Origin of the sequence: Chitinophaga niabensis (genome assembly GCF_039545795.1) — a bacterium.
Classification (GTDB): domain Bacteria; phylum Bacteroidota; class Bacteroidia; order Chitinophagales; family Chitinophagaceae; genus Chitinophaga; species Chitinophaga niabensis_B.
Window position 1 is genome coordinate 1,462,074 of sequence record NZ_CP154260.1, and the last position, 15,695, is coordinate 1,477,768.

Annotated in this window: 16 protein-coding genes; all 16 read left to right on the plus strand. The window is 46.7% G+C overall.

Going from position 1 to position 15,695, the window contains the following annotated elements; translation table 11 throughout:
• Nucleotides 1–6: 6 nt before the first annotated feature.
• The 16 genes from AAHN97_RS06110 to AAHN97_RS06185 all read left to right on the plus strand — a co-directional run bounded on the left by AAHN97_RS06110 (nucleotide 7) and on the right by AAHN97_RS06185 (nucleotide 15,694).
• Nucleotides 7–2,412 carry an alpha/beta hydrolase family protein gene (locus AAHN97_RS06110; RefSeq protein WP_343306670.1) on the plus strand — a complete coding sequence of 802 codons (2,406 nt, stop codon included), beginning with the start codon at nucleotides 7–9 and terminating at the stop codon, nucleotides 2,410–2,412.
• Between the two features lie 6 nt (nucleotides 2,413–2,418).
• On the plus strand, nucleotides 2,419–3,645 hold the full coding sequence (locus AAHN97_RS06115; protein WP_343306671.1) for an amidohydrolase family protein: 1,227 nt from the start codon (nucleotides 2,419–2,421) through the stop codon (nucleotides 3,643–3,645).
• A 158-nt stretch (nucleotides 3,646–3,803) separates the two neighbouring features.
• Complete coding sequence (locus AAHN97_RS06120) at nucleotides 3,804–4,127, plus strand: ArsR/SmtB family transcription factor (RefSeq protein ID WP_343306672.1); 324 nt, start codon at nucleotides 3,804–3,806, stop codon at nucleotides 4,125–4,127.
• Nucleotides 4,128–4,171: 44 nt separating this feature from the next.
• Nucleotides 4,172–4,672 carry an SRPBCC family protein gene (locus AAHN97_RS06125; protein ID WP_343306673.1) on the plus strand — a complete coding sequence of 167 codons (501 nt, stop codon included), beginning with the start codon at nucleotides 4,172–4,174 and terminating at the stop codon, nucleotides 4,670–4,672.
• Nucleotides 4,673–4,688: 16 nt separating this feature from the next.
• Nucleotides 4,689–5,129 (plus strand): VOC family protein, encoded by a 441-nt coding sequence (locus tag AAHN97_RS06130; protein WP_343306674.1) that lies wholly within the window; start codon nucleotides 4,689–4,691, stop codon nucleotides 5,127–5,129.
• A 175-nt stretch (nucleotides 5,130–5,304) separates the two neighbouring features.
• Complete coding sequence (locus tag AAHN97_RS06135; RefSeq protein ID WP_343306675.1) at nucleotides 5,305–8,217, plus strand: outer membrane beta-barrel protein; 2,913 nt, start codon at nucleotides 5,305–5,307, stop codon at nucleotides 8,215–8,217.
• 22 nt (nucleotides 8,218–8,239) lie between these two features.
• On the plus strand, nucleotides 8,240–8,806 hold the full coding sequence (locus AAHN97_RS06140; protein ID WP_343306676.1) for an RNA polymerase sigma factor: 567 nt from the start codon (nucleotides 8,240–8,242) through the stop codon (nucleotides 8,804–8,806).
• 46 nt (nucleotides 8,807–8,852) lie between these two features.
• Entirely contained in the window at nucleotides 8,853–9,194 is a 342-nt protein-coding gene (locus AAHN97_RS06145) for a hypothetical protein (protein WP_343306677.1), read from the plus strand.
• Nucleotides 9,195–9,197: 3 nt separating this feature from the next.
• Nucleotides 9,198–9,713, plus strand: a complete 516-nt coding sequence (locus tag AAHN97_RS06150) for a Spy/CpxP family protein refolding chaperone (protein ID WP_343306678.1) — start codon at nucleotides 9,198–9,200, stop codon at nucleotides 9,711–9,713.
• Between the two features lie 52 nt (nucleotides 9,714–9,765).
• On the plus strand, nucleotides 9,766–10,164 hold the full coding sequence (locus AAHN97_RS06155) for a hypothetical protein (protein ID WP_343306679.1): 399 nt from the start codon (nucleotides 9,766–9,768) through the stop codon (nucleotides 10,162–10,164).
• Between the two features lie 106 nt (nucleotides 10,165–10,270).
• Nucleotides 10,271–11,746, plus strand: a complete 1,476-nt coding sequence (gene cls, locus AAHN97_RS06160; protein WP_343306680.1) for a cardiolipin synthase — start codon at nucleotides 10,271–10,273, stop codon at nucleotides 11,744–11,746.
• Nucleotides 11,747–11,810: 64 nt separating this feature from the next.
• Nucleotides 11,811–12,080 (plus strand): ArsR/SmtB family transcription factor, encoded by a 270-nt coding sequence (locus AAHN97_RS06165; RefSeq protein WP_074239244.1) that lies wholly within the window; start codon nucleotides 11,811–11,813, stop codon nucleotides 12,078–12,080.
• Between the two features lie 57 nt (nucleotides 12,081–12,137).
• Nucleotides 12,138–12,899 carry a glucose 1-dehydrogenase gene (locus AAHN97_RS06170; RefSeq protein ID WP_343306681.1) on the plus strand — a complete coding sequence of 254 codons (762 nt, stop codon included), beginning with the start codon at nucleotides 12,138–12,140 and terminating at the stop codon, nucleotides 12,897–12,899.
• 140 nt (nucleotides 12,900–13,039) lie between these two features.
• Entirely contained in the window at nucleotides 13,040–13,516 is a 477-nt protein-coding gene (locus AAHN97_RS06175; RefSeq protein WP_343306682.1) for an acyl-CoA thioesterase, read from the plus strand.
• Nucleotides 13,517–13,775: 259 nt separating this feature from the next.
• Nucleotides 13,776–14,384 (plus strand): TetR family transcriptional regulator, encoded by a 609-nt coding sequence (locus AAHN97_RS06180; protein ID WP_343306683.1) that lies wholly within the window; start codon nucleotides 13,776–13,778, stop codon nucleotides 14,382–14,384.
• A gap of 50 nt (nucleotides 14,385–14,434) precedes the next feature.
• On the plus strand, nucleotides 14,435–15,694 hold the full coding sequence (locus AAHN97_RS06185; protein ID WP_343306684.1) for a TolC family protein: 1,260 nt from the start codon (nucleotides 14,435–14,437) through the stop codon (nucleotides 15,692–15,694).
• Nucleotide 15,695: the final 1 nt, after the last annotated feature.

Here is a 15,695-nt window from a genome sequence, read left to right on the forward strand (position 1 = left end):
TTTTACATGATGAGAACAACACTATTTGCACTAAGCCTGCTGGCCACTACTATTGCCTATGGCCAGGATAATGTTACCTACCAGCGCCCTCCGGCTGTAATAGAGGAGCTGCTGCTGGCAAAACCTTTACCTGCTGTGAGTGTGGACAAGAAAGGGGAGTGGATGCTACTCATAGACCGTAATTCCTACCCAACAGTAGAAGAACTTGCACAGCCTGAATTGCGTATTGCAGGCCTCCGCCTCAATCCCCGCAACTTTGGCCCCAGCCGCGTGGTATATCATGCCGGTTACCAGCTTAAGAACATCAAAACCAAAGAGCTGTTCCCCATCACGGGCCTGCCACAGGAGTTCCGCGGTTTTCAGGTCACCTGGAGCCCGGACGGTAAGCTCGCCGCATTTACGAACACGCTCAACGACCGCATAGACCTCTATGTGATAGATATTGCTGCCAAAGCCGCCCGGAAAGTGAACCAGGCGCCTTTGAACACGGCCCTTGGCCAGTCATTCACCTGGATAGATAACAACCGCCTCCTGTATAAAACAGTACCTGCCGGAACAGGCGCATTACCTGTCGCGCCTGCTGCCCCCAAAGGACCTGTTGTGCAGGAAAGCAAAGGTAAAAACGCTGCTTCCCGCACTTACCAGGATCTGATCAAAAGTCCATATGACGAACAATTGTTTGCTTATATGACCAATGCACAACTGGTGATCAATGATCTGCAATCGGAAAAGCCCATAGGTAAACCAGGCATCTGGCAATCCTATTCCGTATCACCGGATAAACAATACCTGCTGCTGCGCCAGGTGGAAAAACCATTCTCTTACCTCGTTACCGCTTTCGGTTTTCCGCATACCATTACCGTAACAGACCTGCAGGGAAATACGGTAAAATCACTCGCTAAAAACCCTTCCACAGAAGGAGCACCCATCGGTTTCGATGATGTAGAGAACACACCGCGTAATTTTTCCTGGAAGGCAGATGAGCCGCATACCATCATTTACGTAAAAGCACTGGATGAAGGACTGGGCCGCAAAAAAGCGGAGTTCCGCGATGCGGTACTGGCGGTGGATGCTGTTACAGAAGCAACACCAAAAGAACTCTTCCGTACCAAACGCCGTTTTGATAATGTAGTATGGGGCACAAAACAACTCGCCCTGGTATATGAATCTTTATTTGCCGATCGCAGAGAACGTATCAGTATCTATAATTCCGAAACCGGCAAACTGGATTCCCTTTTTGAAAAAAGCAGTAATGATGCTTACAGTGAGATAGGTACACCTGTAACTATCCGTAATCAATACGACAGACCAGTGCTTTTTGTACAAAAGAACGGAGAGCTGCTGTTGCGCTCACAGGGTTCTTCTCCTGAAGGAGACCTGCCCTTTGTGCAAAGCTATAACCTCAAAACGGGCAAAGGCAATATCCTCTGGCGTTGCCAGGCACCCTTCTATGAAACAGTGGTGGATGTACTGGACGCAGAAAAACTCATCATGCTTACTTCCCGGGAAAGCCAGACGGAGGCACCTAACTATTATATCCGCGATCTGAAGAAACGTTCACTGATCGGTACACCTATCACTGATTTCACCAATCCTTATAAAGCCATGGAAGGTGTATCCAAACAAAAGATCTCTTACAAGAGAGCAGATGGCGTAGACCTTACCGGCGATCTATATTTACCCAAAGGATACGATGCAAAGAAAGATGGCCCGCTGCCTGTACTGATCTGGGCTTATCCCCGTGAGTATAAATCCGCTGCAGATGCTGCACAGGTAAGGGGTTCCAGGTATACGTTCACCCGTGTGGGGTATGGTGGCCCTATTCCCTGGGTTACACAGGGATATGCCATTCTTGACAATGCGGAAATGCCCATCGTGGGAGAAGGAAATAAAGAACCGAATGATAATTTCATTCCCCAGCTCTATCTCAACGCACATGCGGCTATACAGGCCCTCGCTAAAATGGGGGTAGGGGATAGCAACAGGGTAGCAGTAGGCGGTCATAGCTACGGCGCTTTCATGACGGCTAACCTGCTCGCCCACACGAAACTGTTCAAGGCAGGCATTGCCCGGAGTGGTGCCTATAACCGTACCTTAACGCCCTTCGGTTTCCAGGCAGAAGAACGTACTTACTGGCAGGCACCCGAGGTTTATTTTAACATGAGTCCTTTCAGCTTTGCAGACAAGATCAAAACACCCTTGCTGTTAATACATGGGGAAATGGATAACAACCCCGGTACATTCCCTATCCAGAGCGAAAGGTTATATAATGCGGTGAAAGGGCATGGAGGTACCGTACGTTTTGTACAACTGCCTTTTGAAAGTCATGGTTACTCCGCAAAGGAAAACCTGCTGCACCTGCTCTGGGAGCAAACGCAATGGCTGAACACTTATGTAAAGGACGCTAAATAGCTACCGGTGAAGACAATATCCTTAACAACTACATTCATTTTAGTATTTATTTTTTTATTAAATGCTCAGGATAAAAAAAACACAGACAGGATTGCTGTAACCGCAAAGCGGATGATCGATGTTCGTGCCGGCAAGGAAATCCCTGATGTAGTTATATTAATAGAAAAAAATAAAATTACAGGAGTAGGTTCTAATCTCAAAATTCCTGACAGCGTACGAATTCTTGCTTTAGGTGATGTAACACTTTTGCCCGGACTTATTGATGCTCATACGCATTTGCTTCATCAGTATTATACAAGATATGGAGATGACAATTCGAACAGGCTTTTGGAAATGGTCCAGCTCGGACCTGCTAAAAGAGCATTATTAGGTGCAAGGCTGGCACGTGAAATGCTGGAAGCTGGCTTTACTGCTGTGCGTGATTTAGGCAATTCCAGCATTAACGCAGACATTGCATTAAGAGACGCTATTAATAACAACGATGTGACCGGGCCACGTATGTTTGTTTCCACCAGGGCACTTTCTCCTGTAGGTGGACAGTTTCAGTCAGTGACACCAGCAGCACAACAGTTATTAAGCCAGGAGTATGTTCAGATAAGTGGCGCAGAAGAAGCCCGGAAGGCCGTACGCCAGGCTATATATGATGGTGCCGATTGTATAAAAGTCATAGCCAATGCCGGTTCCCGCAGGTTATCTTTGGAGGAGATGAAAGTTATTGTAGAGGAAGCGAAACGAGCTAAGCTGCCGGTAGCCGTTCATGCAACTGATGGAGATGGCCCTTCTATGACGGCAGTGGAGGCAGGGGTGAGTTCCATTGAACACGCGTATACCGTTTCCGAAACAGTGCTTAACCTGATGGCCAAAAAGAATATTTTTTTGGTTCCCACAGATGTACCCGGAGTTGCAAGATACCAGGAAAGGATCAAAAGAGCTGTAAAAGCGGGTGTGCGGATTGCAATAGGCTCGGATATCTATTATGAATTTCCGGGAAAGACCCGGGGGCAGATCAGCGCCGCAATGTATAAAACTTATGTGGCATCCGGAATGTCCAATATTGAAGTATTACGTGCCGCAACCCTTCATCCTGCTGATTTAATAGGAAACAGTTCAATAGGCGTTATTGAAGCCGGGCGATTTGCAGATATTATTGCAGTGAAGGGAAACCCCATAACTGATATCAGTGTTTTAGAAGAGGTGGTTTTTGTAATGAAAGATGGCAAGGTTTATAAGTAGCCATCCGGGGGGTCGAATCCCTCTTCCTCCGCCCAGGCTCCGTAAGGAGCTTTTTTTATGCCTTTTATACTCCCGTAAAAAGATAAAAATATATTTGCGCAACTCAAAAGTTGCACATATATTTGCAACCTGAGGGTTGCGCAAATAATAATCAAGAAATGAAACAAGATATATTCCAGGCTATATCAGACCCGACACGCAGGGCTATTTTAACGTTAATCGCTATCCAGGCATTAACACCAAATGCATTGGCGGAAAAATTTGATATGACCCGCCAGGCAGTATCAAAACATATTAAAGTATTGCACGAATGCGAATTGATTAAACCTGAGCAGAGCGGCAGGGAGATTTATTATCACTTTAATGCAAAAAAAATGCAGGAGTTTGACCATTGGCTGGCCCAATTCAGGCAAAATTGGGAAACTCAGTTTAACCAACTTGACCAATTATTAACAACAATTAAAGAAAAGACTACGAAGTAGCATTGATGCCAAAGAAAAATAATTAATTAACTAATCAATAAATAATGAACAACGATCTGCTATTTGATTTTAACGTTGACAAAACCGCGAAAACGGTTTATATAACCAGGGAATTTAATGCCGGGCAGTCTTTAGTATGGGATGCCTTTACCAAAGCCGAACTACTGGACCAATGGGGGGCGCCTGCACCTATGCGCGCCAGGACCAAATATATGAATTTTGAAGTAGGCGGGCGGCGATTTTACGCGATGATAAGCCCTGATGGGCAGGAGCGTTGGGCGGTGCAGGAATTTACATCCATCACCCCGAAAACCAATTTTAAGATGTACAACACGTTTGCTGACAAAGACGAAAACCGTGAACTGCCGGGTTCTGAATGGGATTACAATTTCAGTGAACAAAATGGCAGAACAACAGTGAGGATCACCATTTTTAATGAATCGTTTGAGCGAATGGAAAAATTATTGGAGGGCTTCAAAATGGGCTTCATCATGACCTTAAAAAATCTGGAAGATCTGTTAACCACTTTATCGCAGAAATTATAAACCTAAAAATAAAGTTATGAGAACAATCAATCCCTGGATCAACTTTAACGGAAATGCCGAAGAAGCATTCACTTTTTACAGATCAGTTTTTGGCGGCGAGTTTACTAAGATCGTTCGTTTTAAAGATTTATCAAGTGCTGAATTTCCGGTACCGGAAAATGAGGCTGATAAGATCATGACCATTGCTTTGCCTATCGGTAAAGGCAATGTGCTATTGGCCAATGATGTTCCGGAATTTATGGGGCGGGTGAACGAAAACGAAAACAGGTCTAAAATAGTTGTTGGTGCCGAAAGTAAGCAAGAGGCTGACCAGATATTTAACGGATTATCAGCAGGTGGAGATGTTGAAGGGCCCATTGGTGACAGTCCCTGGGGTACATACGCCGGAATGTTCAGAGACAAATATGGTATTGAATGGATTGTGGAATTTGACCCAAATCATAACGGGCAAGCTTAACCGAAGAAAATTGGCCCCTTACATGGTGCAGGGTCCCTCTCTCTCCGCCCAATATAAAGAGGATATCCCTGCGGAACGCCCGTTCAGCAGAGATATCCTCTTTTTTTAATATTTTTATCAAGGCCGCAAATGTTTCCCCCGGATATATCGTCCAACCATACAGATAACTTATACTATGCGGCATGCACTGATCTTTACATTGCTTTTACTGACCTGCGCTCAGCTTACTTCTGCGCAGAATCTGGTGCTGAAGGGTGTGTTGAAAGATAAAGCGGATAGTTCGACACTGAAAAAAGCCACCATCAGGCTGACTTCCCCAACGGATAATACCTTTAAAAAACAAGTATTTACTGATAATAACGGCGCTTTTGAGATCACAGACCTCAAACCGCAGGCTTATCTCCTCACCATTAGTTTCCTCGGCTATGGAGAGCTCGTAAGAGCTATCATGCTGCAAACGGAAACACAGGACCTGGGTGTTATTAAAATGCCCAAATCCACCAGGGAACTGAGAGAGGTAGTGATCAAAGGCCAGGTACCCCCTGCACAGCAAAAAGGCGATACCCTGGCATTCAATGCGGATGCTTATAAAACCAACCCGGATGCCAGTGGTGAGGACCTCGTAAAAAAGATGCCCGGCATTACCGTAGAGAATGGTAATGTAAAAGCACAGGGTGAAGATGTAAGAAAAGTATTGGTGGATGGAAAGGAATTCTTTGGAGAAGATGCCACACTGGCCTTAAGGAACCTGCCTGCAGAAGCCATTCAGCGGATAGAAGTATTCGACCGGATGAGCGATCAGGCACAGTTCACCGGTTTTGATGACGGTAACTCTCAAAAAACGATCAATATCGTTACCCGCGCAGAAATGCGCCAGGGCCAGTTCGGAAAAATATTTGCCGGTTATGGTACAGAGGGCCGCTATTCTGCCGGTGGAAATGTGAACCTCTTCAACCAGGACAGGCGCATCTCTATCATTGGTATGACCAATAACGTCAACCAGCAGAACTTCTCTTCACAAGACCTGTTAGGTGTGCAGAACGCTGGTGCCGGCGGCGGTGGCCGTGGCGGCGGAGGTGGTGGCAGAGGTGGTGGAAGCGGAGGCCGTGGTGGCGGCGGAGGCGGCTTCAGCGGTGGCGGGGGTGGAGGTGGTTCCAACTTCCTCACCGGTACCAACAGGGGGCTGAACAAAACCAATTCTATTGGTGTAAACTTCAATGACAATTTCGGTAAGAAAGTAACCTTCAACGGCAGTTATTTCTTCAATAACAGCAACACCAGCAATAACGAGATCAACCGTGAGGAACAAACGCTGGATCAGGGTGAGAAACAGATCGATACGGATACCTCTTACAGCAACAGTTCCAACTATAATCACCGCTTCAATATGCGGATAGAATACAGGATCGACTCTAATAATTCTATCATCTTTACACCTGGTATCAGTTTCCAGAACAATAACTCTTACTCGGAATCATTTGGTAATACCATCCAGTTCGGCAAACTGCTGGCGGATAACATGAATAATTCCAGTTCTTCCAATTCAGGGTACAACCTGAACGGAAACATCATGTACCGTCACGCATTTGCGAAAAGAGGAAGGACCATCTCCCTGAGCCTTGGCTTAAGTACCAACGACCGTTCCGGAACAAACTACAGGAACAGTGATCTTAACTATTATGATGGTTCAGGAAAGGATGATTCGCTGAGGCAAAAGATCAGTCCTTTATCAGACGGACAATCTTATAATGCTAACATCGCGTATACGGAGCCTATCGGTAAATCCGGACAATTACAGATAAACTATAACCCTACCTACAGCAGGAACAGTTCAGACAGAAGGGCTTATCAGTACGACTTCCTGGGATCCAAAGACTATAGCATCCTGGATTCTGCGCAGTCCAACATGTTCGAGAACACCGCCGTTACGCAGAATGCCGGTATCACTTACCGTTTGGGTAACCGGGATAAGATGTTGTCTGTAGGTGTATCCTACCAGCATACGGAGATGACGAGCGACAGGATCTTTCCTTTTGCCAGCAACGAATCGCAAAGCTTTACCAACATTTTGCCCAATGCGATGCTGATGTATAAACTGACGGATTATGCGAGGATCAGGGTGTTCTACCGTTCTTCTATGAACCAGCCTTCCATTCAGCAATTACAGGATGGTTATTTCAAAAGCGGCCTGCTGAATTATTCCGTGGGTGATCCTAAACTGCGTCCGCAATTTGGCCACATGGTAGCTGCACGGTATAACTATACCAACACCGTAAATAACAATAACTTCTTTGCCAATATATTCCTGCAAACCAATAACGATTACCTGACGAATGCCGTGTTCACACCATCCCGCGGAGACTCAGTGCTGCAAGGGACTGATACGCTGAAACGCGGTGGCCGCTTAACGCAGGCAAAAAATATGGATGGTTTTGTGAGTGTACGTTCCTTCTTTACGTATGGTGTACCGCTGAAATTCATCAAATCCAACTTTAACCTGAATACAGGGGTAAGTTATCAGCGTACGCCGGGCCAGATCAACCAGTTGAGAGGTTTCACCCATAACTATACGTACAGCGCAGGTGTGCTGATCTCCAGCAACATCAGCGAGTATGTTGATTTCACATTATCGTATAACGGTAATTTCAATACGGTCAAAAATACCATCGACCCAAGCAATAACAGTGATTATTCCACCCATACCGCCTCCGGTGCTGTAAACCTGCTCACCAAAAGTGGCTGGGTATTGCAGAACGAAGTGAACTACCAGTTCAACAGGGGCCTGGGAGGAGACCTGGATAAAGGATACATCCTCTGGAATGCCGGTATCGGGAAGAAGTTCCTGAAGAACCAGCGGGGAGAACTGAGGGCATCCGTTTTTGACCTGCTGAAGCAGAACAGGGCAATAAGCCGTACGGTGAACGGACTGAGTATTGTGGACAGCCAGAGCCAGGTGCTCACCCAGTATTTTATGCTTACATTTACTTACAGATTGAAAAATTTCGGTAAGCTCAACATGCCAACCGGTGGCAGGGAACGTTTTAACAGGTTAAATGGCGCGCCGGACATGATGAACAGACCGTTTTAATACCTAACTTACTCGGAGCGCATTGACGGATATTATTGCACAGTTAAAGCAGGGTAGCGAGGCCGCCTTTTCTCAACTGGTGGCTCAGTGGCAGGGCATGGTATATAATACCGCCCTCGGGATACTGCAAAATACTGCGGACGCGGAAGACGTGGCTCAGGAGGTGTTCATGCAGGTGCATGAATCAATAGGAACATTCAAAGGAGAGGCACAGATCTCCACCTGGTTATACCGTATTACCGTTACCAAATGCCTGGACCATCTCCGGAAAAAGAACCGGAAAAAAAGATGGGGGAAAGTCTACAGCCTTTTCGGCCAGCAGAACGAATTGATCATAGATCCGCCGGATTTTCACCACCCCGGGGTAGCATTAGCCAATAAAGAGCGGGCAGACCTGCTGTTCAGGGCTATTGCCCGGTTGCCGGACAGCCAGAAGGCCGCTTTTGTGCTCCACAAGCTGGAGGGCCTGAGCAGCAAGGAGATAGCAGGGGTAATGGATGCCAGTATATCCGCAGTGGAGGGCCTTTTACACCGGGCTAAACAGAATTTGAGGCAGCAATTGGAAGAATATTACCATAACGAAGAATAAATGCAAGTTTTCAAGCTTTTTATCGTCTAACTTAAATACAGCGATCATGAAGAAGAAACTAAATATATCACACGAAGTAGAAAGCACCCTCAGTAGCCTCGATGGCGTACAACGGGCTGAGCCGGGTGATTTCTTCTTTACCCGCCTGCAGGCCAGGATGCAACGGTCCGGTGCCGCAGACGCATGGGAGCGGTTCCTTGCCATTGTTACAAGGCCCTCTATAGCTATTGCCGGTGTACTGCTCATCCTGGCGGTGAATAGTTTCATGTTCGTACAAATGAAGCCCGCCCCGGAAAGAACGGAACAGGCTATGTTGCAGCAGGACTTTGACGATGCATCCCAACTGGGTATCAGCACCACCTTTTACGACTTTGACAAACCCGAATAAAAGATGAAAGAAACATTTGCCCGGAATAAAATACTGAGCCTGCTGCTGGTTTTCCTTTTGTTGACGAACATCGGCATGCTGGTATTCTTTGTATATACCAAACCGGCGTCTCCGCAAAAGCATCCGGATAAGGATAAAGGCGGTGAAATGTTGCAAATGCTGGAGAAACAGGTAGGGTTTACGCCGGACCAGCTGGCGCAATACAAAAGTCTGAAAGACCAGCATTGGGATAGTACCAGGCCTTACTTCGGGGAAATGCGTGTGGCAAAAGATAATTTCTTTAAGCTGATCAAAGATACCGCCATCCCAGACTCCGTGATCAATGCGGCAGCGGATACCATTGCAGCCAAACAGAAAAAGATAGACCTGAGAACATTCCGGTATTTTCAACGGCTGAGAAGCATCTGCACCCCGCAGCAGCAACCGGCTTTCGACTCTGTGGTAAGCCAGGTACTGAAAAAAATGAACGCCCCCTGGCGCAATAAGAATCAGCCGCCGAAAGATAGTGTGAAACAATAGCAAGGCATCATGAGCATTTAAATACAATAACAATCTACAAAACCCTCTAATCATGAAACAAAGGATCATGCTGATGCTGGCCTTTCTGCTGGCAATGAACATCAGCGTTTTTGCACAACAAGGTGGTGGCCAGGGCGGTCAGCGCCGTTCTGTTGAAGAACGCGTAAAAGCTACTATTGAAAGACTGACTACTGAACTGTCTTTGAATAAAGATCAGCAAACAAAGCTGGATTCTGTATTCACGAACTCCTACAAACAAATGGAGAAAATGCGTGCAGACGCACAGGCTTCCGGCAACCGTCCTGACAGGGAAGCGTTCCAGAAACTGGGCACTGAAAGAGATGAGAAAGTGAAAGGCATCCTCACAGAGGACCAGTTCAAAAAGTACAAGGAAGCTCAGGAGAAGATGCGCCAGAACGGTGGTAACCGTGGTGGTGGCGGCAACAACTAAGCAGCCTTAAAAGATCGTGGCCGTATTATACTGCAAATAACGTAGAAGAATGCACGCAGTATAGTACGGCTTTTTTTGTGCCCCGAAAAACGTATTATTGTGAACGATGATACTGCAATTTCTGAAGGACCACTGGCAAACGATCACCATCATTATCCTCTACGGCATTACAACATGGGTGGCTGTCAAAGCATTGCTGGAAGCCCGGTCCACGGGTAAAACACTGGCATATCTTTTAGTTCTTTTCTTCCTGCCTGGTATCGGCATACTCATTTATTTGCTGGTAGGTATGAACCGCCGGGTGAACCGTATTTACAGCCGTAAATGGATGAGCAATGTAAGGCTCAGCGAAAAACTGCAGTTATACCTCCAGCAGGAAAGCCGCCAGACCCTCATCGAACATTCTGACCTCGTCACCAATAAAACCGGCATCGCCCGTTTGCTTTTCAGGGATTCCTTGTCACCCATCACGGCTGATAACGAAGCCATTTTACTCCTTAACGGAGAAGAAAAGTTCCCCCTGCTCATCGAAACACTGAAAGCTGCCAAACATCACATTCACCTGGAATACTACATCTTTGAAGAAGATGTGATCGGCCGGGAGATCATGGACATCCTGATGCATAAGGCCAAAGAAGGGGTGGCGGTTCGTTTTATTTATGACGATTTCGGCAGCAGCGACATCAACCGCCGTTTCCTCCGCCAGATGAGGGCAGCGGGCATTGAAGTATATCCTTTCTACCGCGTGCGCCTGCTGGCCAACCGCCTCAATTACCGGAACCACCGTAAAATAGTAGTAGTAGACGGGCATACCGGTTTCATCGGCGGTATTAATGTGGCAGACCGTTATATCAATACCTCCCGTTACAGGGATGCACATCCACAATGGCCCTACTGGAGAGATACCCATCTGTGCATAAAAGGCCTGGGTGTACATACCCTGCAATTCCTTTTTATGGGAGACTGGAACTTCTGCGCGGAAGCAGACCTGCCCATTACCCAGGATTTTTTCCCGGATATCAAAGTAACAGGGGAGGACCTGGTACAGATCGCCGCCAGCGGCCCGGACTCTGAACGTTCTTCCATTATGCTCTCTTACCTGGCTGCCATCAACCAGGCGGAGCGCTCCGTATATATTACCACGCCTTATTTCATTCCCAACGAGTCCATCCTCAACGCCCTGCAAATGGCCGCATTGTCCGGCAGGGACGTTCGCCTGCTGGTGCCGGACATGAGCGACAGCCGGATCGTGAACAAAGCCTCGGAATCCTTCTTTGAATCCCTGCTTACCTGCGGCGTACGCATCTTCCGTTACCAGAAGGGCTTCGTACACGCCAAAACCATGGTGGTGGACGAGAACCTTTCCGTAGTGGGCACCGCCAATATGGATATCCGCAGCTTCGACTTCAACTTTGAGGTCAATGCCTTTGTGTACAGTAAAGACATGAACTGGAAGCTCACTGAGGCCTTTTTGCAGGATACCCTCCACAGCACAGAGCTGCACCTGGAGCAATGGCGCAACCGTGGCCGGATGGCACGCCTCGGGGAGGCCATTGTACGCCTCTTTTCCCCCTTATTGTAACTACCTTCTAAAAAAAATAGATCGAAATATTTCGATGTTTCGAAAATGTATGTATATTTGCATCATGGACGCAGCGTTGATAGAGAAGGCGGCAAATGCATTGGCAGATAAACACCGGATGGCTATACTGATGAAGATAGCGAGGAATGAGTCTGTTTGTTGTGGAGAGATCCAGGACCTTACATGCCTATCCCAACCAACTGTTTCCCATCACATCAAGATCCTTGTAGATAGTGGCGTATTGATCAGCACAAAAGAAGGCCGGAATGTACAACTGGCCATTAATAAAGAAATGATGAAACACCTTTCCTCTTTCTTCCTGCAATTGAGTTGATTTTTTTTGCCCTAATACATCGATATTTTTAAATAAATCAATACAAATACACACTAAATGAGCACCTTAAAGAACAAGGTAGCTGTTGTTACCGGCGGTAACAGCGGCATAGGGTACGCTACGGCTGAAGAATTCGTAGCAAAAGGAGCACAGGTTATCATTACAGGTCGTAACCGCGCTGCGGTAGATGCGGCGGCAACCAAACTGGGCAACGGTACTTTGGGTATTATCGCTGACCAGGCCAGCCTCACAGATACCGATGCATTGGTAAACACCGTGAAAGAACATTTCGGAAAAGTTGACGTGCTGTTTGTCAACGCCGGAATAGGCACTTTCAGTCCTGTTGCTGAAGTAACAGAAGCGGCTTTTGACAGCATCATGAACATCAACTTCAAAGGCGCCTACTTTACCGTACAAAAATTCTTACCATTATTGAATGATGGCGCTTCCATCATCCTGTTGTCTTCCGTGAATGCATTCACAGCAATGCCTAACACTTCTGTATACTCCGCCAGCAAAGCCGCTCTGAATGCGTTGGGCCGCACTTTGAGCAATGAACTGGCAGTGAGGAACATCCGTGTGAACACCGTGAATCCCGGACCGATCAACACGCCTATTTTCGACAAACTGGGCATGGATGAAGATAGCCGCACCGCATTCAATAACCTGATAAAACAACGTGTTCCGCTGAACCGTTCGGGCGAGTCTTCAGAAGTGGCCAAGCTGGTTGCCTTCCTGGCTTCTTCAGACGCTTCGTTTATTACGGGCTCGGAATATACTATAGATGGAGGCATCTCCACTCAGCCATTGTTGGGTTAAGATTAGTAAGACTGCATAATTTTCATGATCCGTTGTGAACCCTGATTAATGCGTTTAAAACAATTGACAGAGCAATGCCGGGCAGTTTCGCACTGAACCCGGCTTTTTCTTTACATTCGGGTCTCCAAAACCATGCAAACATGATCATCAAAGAACCGGAAGCGCTGTATACCGTACGCTTTAGCGATTGTGATCCCTTTGGCCATCTCAACAATGCTTCTTATATCAACTATTTCATGAATGCCCGGGAAGATCACCTGGCTGCCACCTATAACATGCACCTGAAAGATTATGCTGTTAAAGGGGTGGGTTGGGTTGTAGCCCAGCACCAGATCTCTTACCTCAAACCTGCCTTTGTAGCAGAAAAAGTACACATCTTCTCCCGTGTACTGGAGTTTTCCAATAACCACATCCTCGTGGAAATGTGGATGACGGATGAAGCCAAAAAGAAAGTAAAATCCTTCCTCTGGTCCAAATTCGTACACATCGACCTGAAAACAGGTAAAAAAGCGGAACATGACGAAACCATGCTAAGCTTTCTGGCATCCATCCGGGTGGAACACAACGGTATTGATACTTTCGATCAAAGGGTGGGGGCTGTGCTTCAATCATTTTAAGGGACCAGGTAAAGCCTGTATAAAAGCATCGAAAAACCGGTGTTCTTCCGGGGTTGCTCCGGGGATGGCCCATGGATGGCCCATGGTTGAGCCGTACATGAATCAAAAAACCGGTCATTTCCGGCCAATTCGGCCAAAATGGCCAACTTCAATATTTCTGAGCAGATTTACCAGCCCCTTAAATAATTATTTGGCGAATTCCTCAAATTCTATACCTTTGCCTTGAGTTTAACCAAATGGTTAAACAAGGTAGTTAGATATGCAGACAACAAATACCACAGAGCAACAGATCATAGACGCTGCCAAGAAGATATTCATGCAAAAGGGCCTGGCAGGCGCCCGCATGCAGGATATTGCCGATGAAGCGGGTATCAATAAAGCCATGCTGCACTACTACTACCGCAGCAAGGATAAACTGTTCGACATGGTGTTCCAGGAGGCAATGGAGAACCTGCTGAAAAGGATCAATATCATCTTTAAGGGTGAAATGGCCTTCGAAGAAAAAGTAGCCGCAGCGGTGGATCATTACATTACTTTTCTGTCCGCCAATCCACACCTGCCTGTTTTTATTATCAACGAAATAAACCAGAACCCAGACAGGATTGTTGAAAGATTCGTGCATGCACCTGATTTTCCGGACATTAAGCAATTCATGAAAGAAATGCTGGTAGAAATGGAAAAAGGTACCATCCGCAGGATGAACCCCATGCAACTGATGATGAATACACTTAGCATGTGCATCTTCCCCTTCATCGCCAAACCCATGCTCAGCAATGTGTTCGGCATGAATGACCAGCAATACAGTGCACTGATGGAAGACCGGAAAAAATCTGTAACGGAGTTTATTTTAATGTCATTACGACCATAAATATTTTTTTGTCCTGCTATTAACCAAATAGTTAAATAAAATAGTTAGTTATGAAATTGATCCCTCCACTGTTGCTGCTACTGCTCTCTTTGCAGGTATCCGCACAGGAGCAGTTCTTAAGCCTGGACTCGGCGCAACAGTCGGCAAGGCGCAATTATCCCCTGCTGAAACAGAAGCAGGTGCTGGATAACATGACGCGGCTGCAGATACAGAATATCAAAACCAATTACCTGCCGCAGGTGGAATTGAACGGTCAGGCTACTTATCAGTCTGAAGTAACGCAGATCCCCATCAAACTGCCTGGCATGAACATCCCGGAATTATCCAAAGACCAGTACAAAGCCACCATAGACGTGAAGCAGTTATTGTACGATGGAGGCGCCACTGCAAACCAGCGGGAATTGCAGGAAGTAACTAAACTGGCAGAGCAGCAGAAGGTGGAAGTGGAATTATATAAGCTCCGCCAGCAGGTATTGCAAACCTATTTCAATGCCCTGCTTTGGGATGAGAATATTGCAGCGCGCGAAAAGATGATGGAGGAAGTGAAACAAAAGATGGAACGCCAGCAGGCAGGCGTTGATAACGGCACAATACTGGCCAGCCAGGTGGACATCCTCAAAGCAGAACTCTTAAAAACAGAGCAGCAGTTATTTGAAGCACAGACCGGCAAACGCGCAGCTATACAGGTGTTAAGCCTGCTCACCGGTAAAGAGTTGCCGGCACCTCTCAAACTACAATTACCACTTTCAGTCTCTAATCAAACGGAAGAATTACAGCGCCCTGAATTGCAACTCTATAAATATCAAACGAACGTATTGCAGCAGCAATCCAAACTCACCGGTACAAAAGCATTGCCAAAGGTAAGCGCCTTCGCACAGGGAGGATACGGCCGCCCGGGTTTGAATATGCTGGAAAATAAGTTTGATTTCTACTACATGACGGGTATCCGTTTTAACTGGACGTTGTGGAACTGGCGCTATAACAGAACAGAACGCGCCGTGTTGCAGCAGCAGGAGCAAAGCATCCAGGCACAGTCGGAAGCCTTTACGCTCAATACAAAGATGCAGCTGGTGCAGCAATCTTCAGAGATCAGCAATTTACAGCAGGCCGTGGAGAAAGATAAAGAGATTGTGCAACTGCGTACCAAAGTGAAAGAAGTATCTGCCGCGCAGCTGGATAATGGTGTACTCACAGTACATGATTATCTCACAGACCTGCATGCAGAAACGCAGGCCGTGATTGCACATAAAACACACGAGATCCAATGGGTGTATGCCACATTATATTACCAGGTCATTAAAGGATATTAAA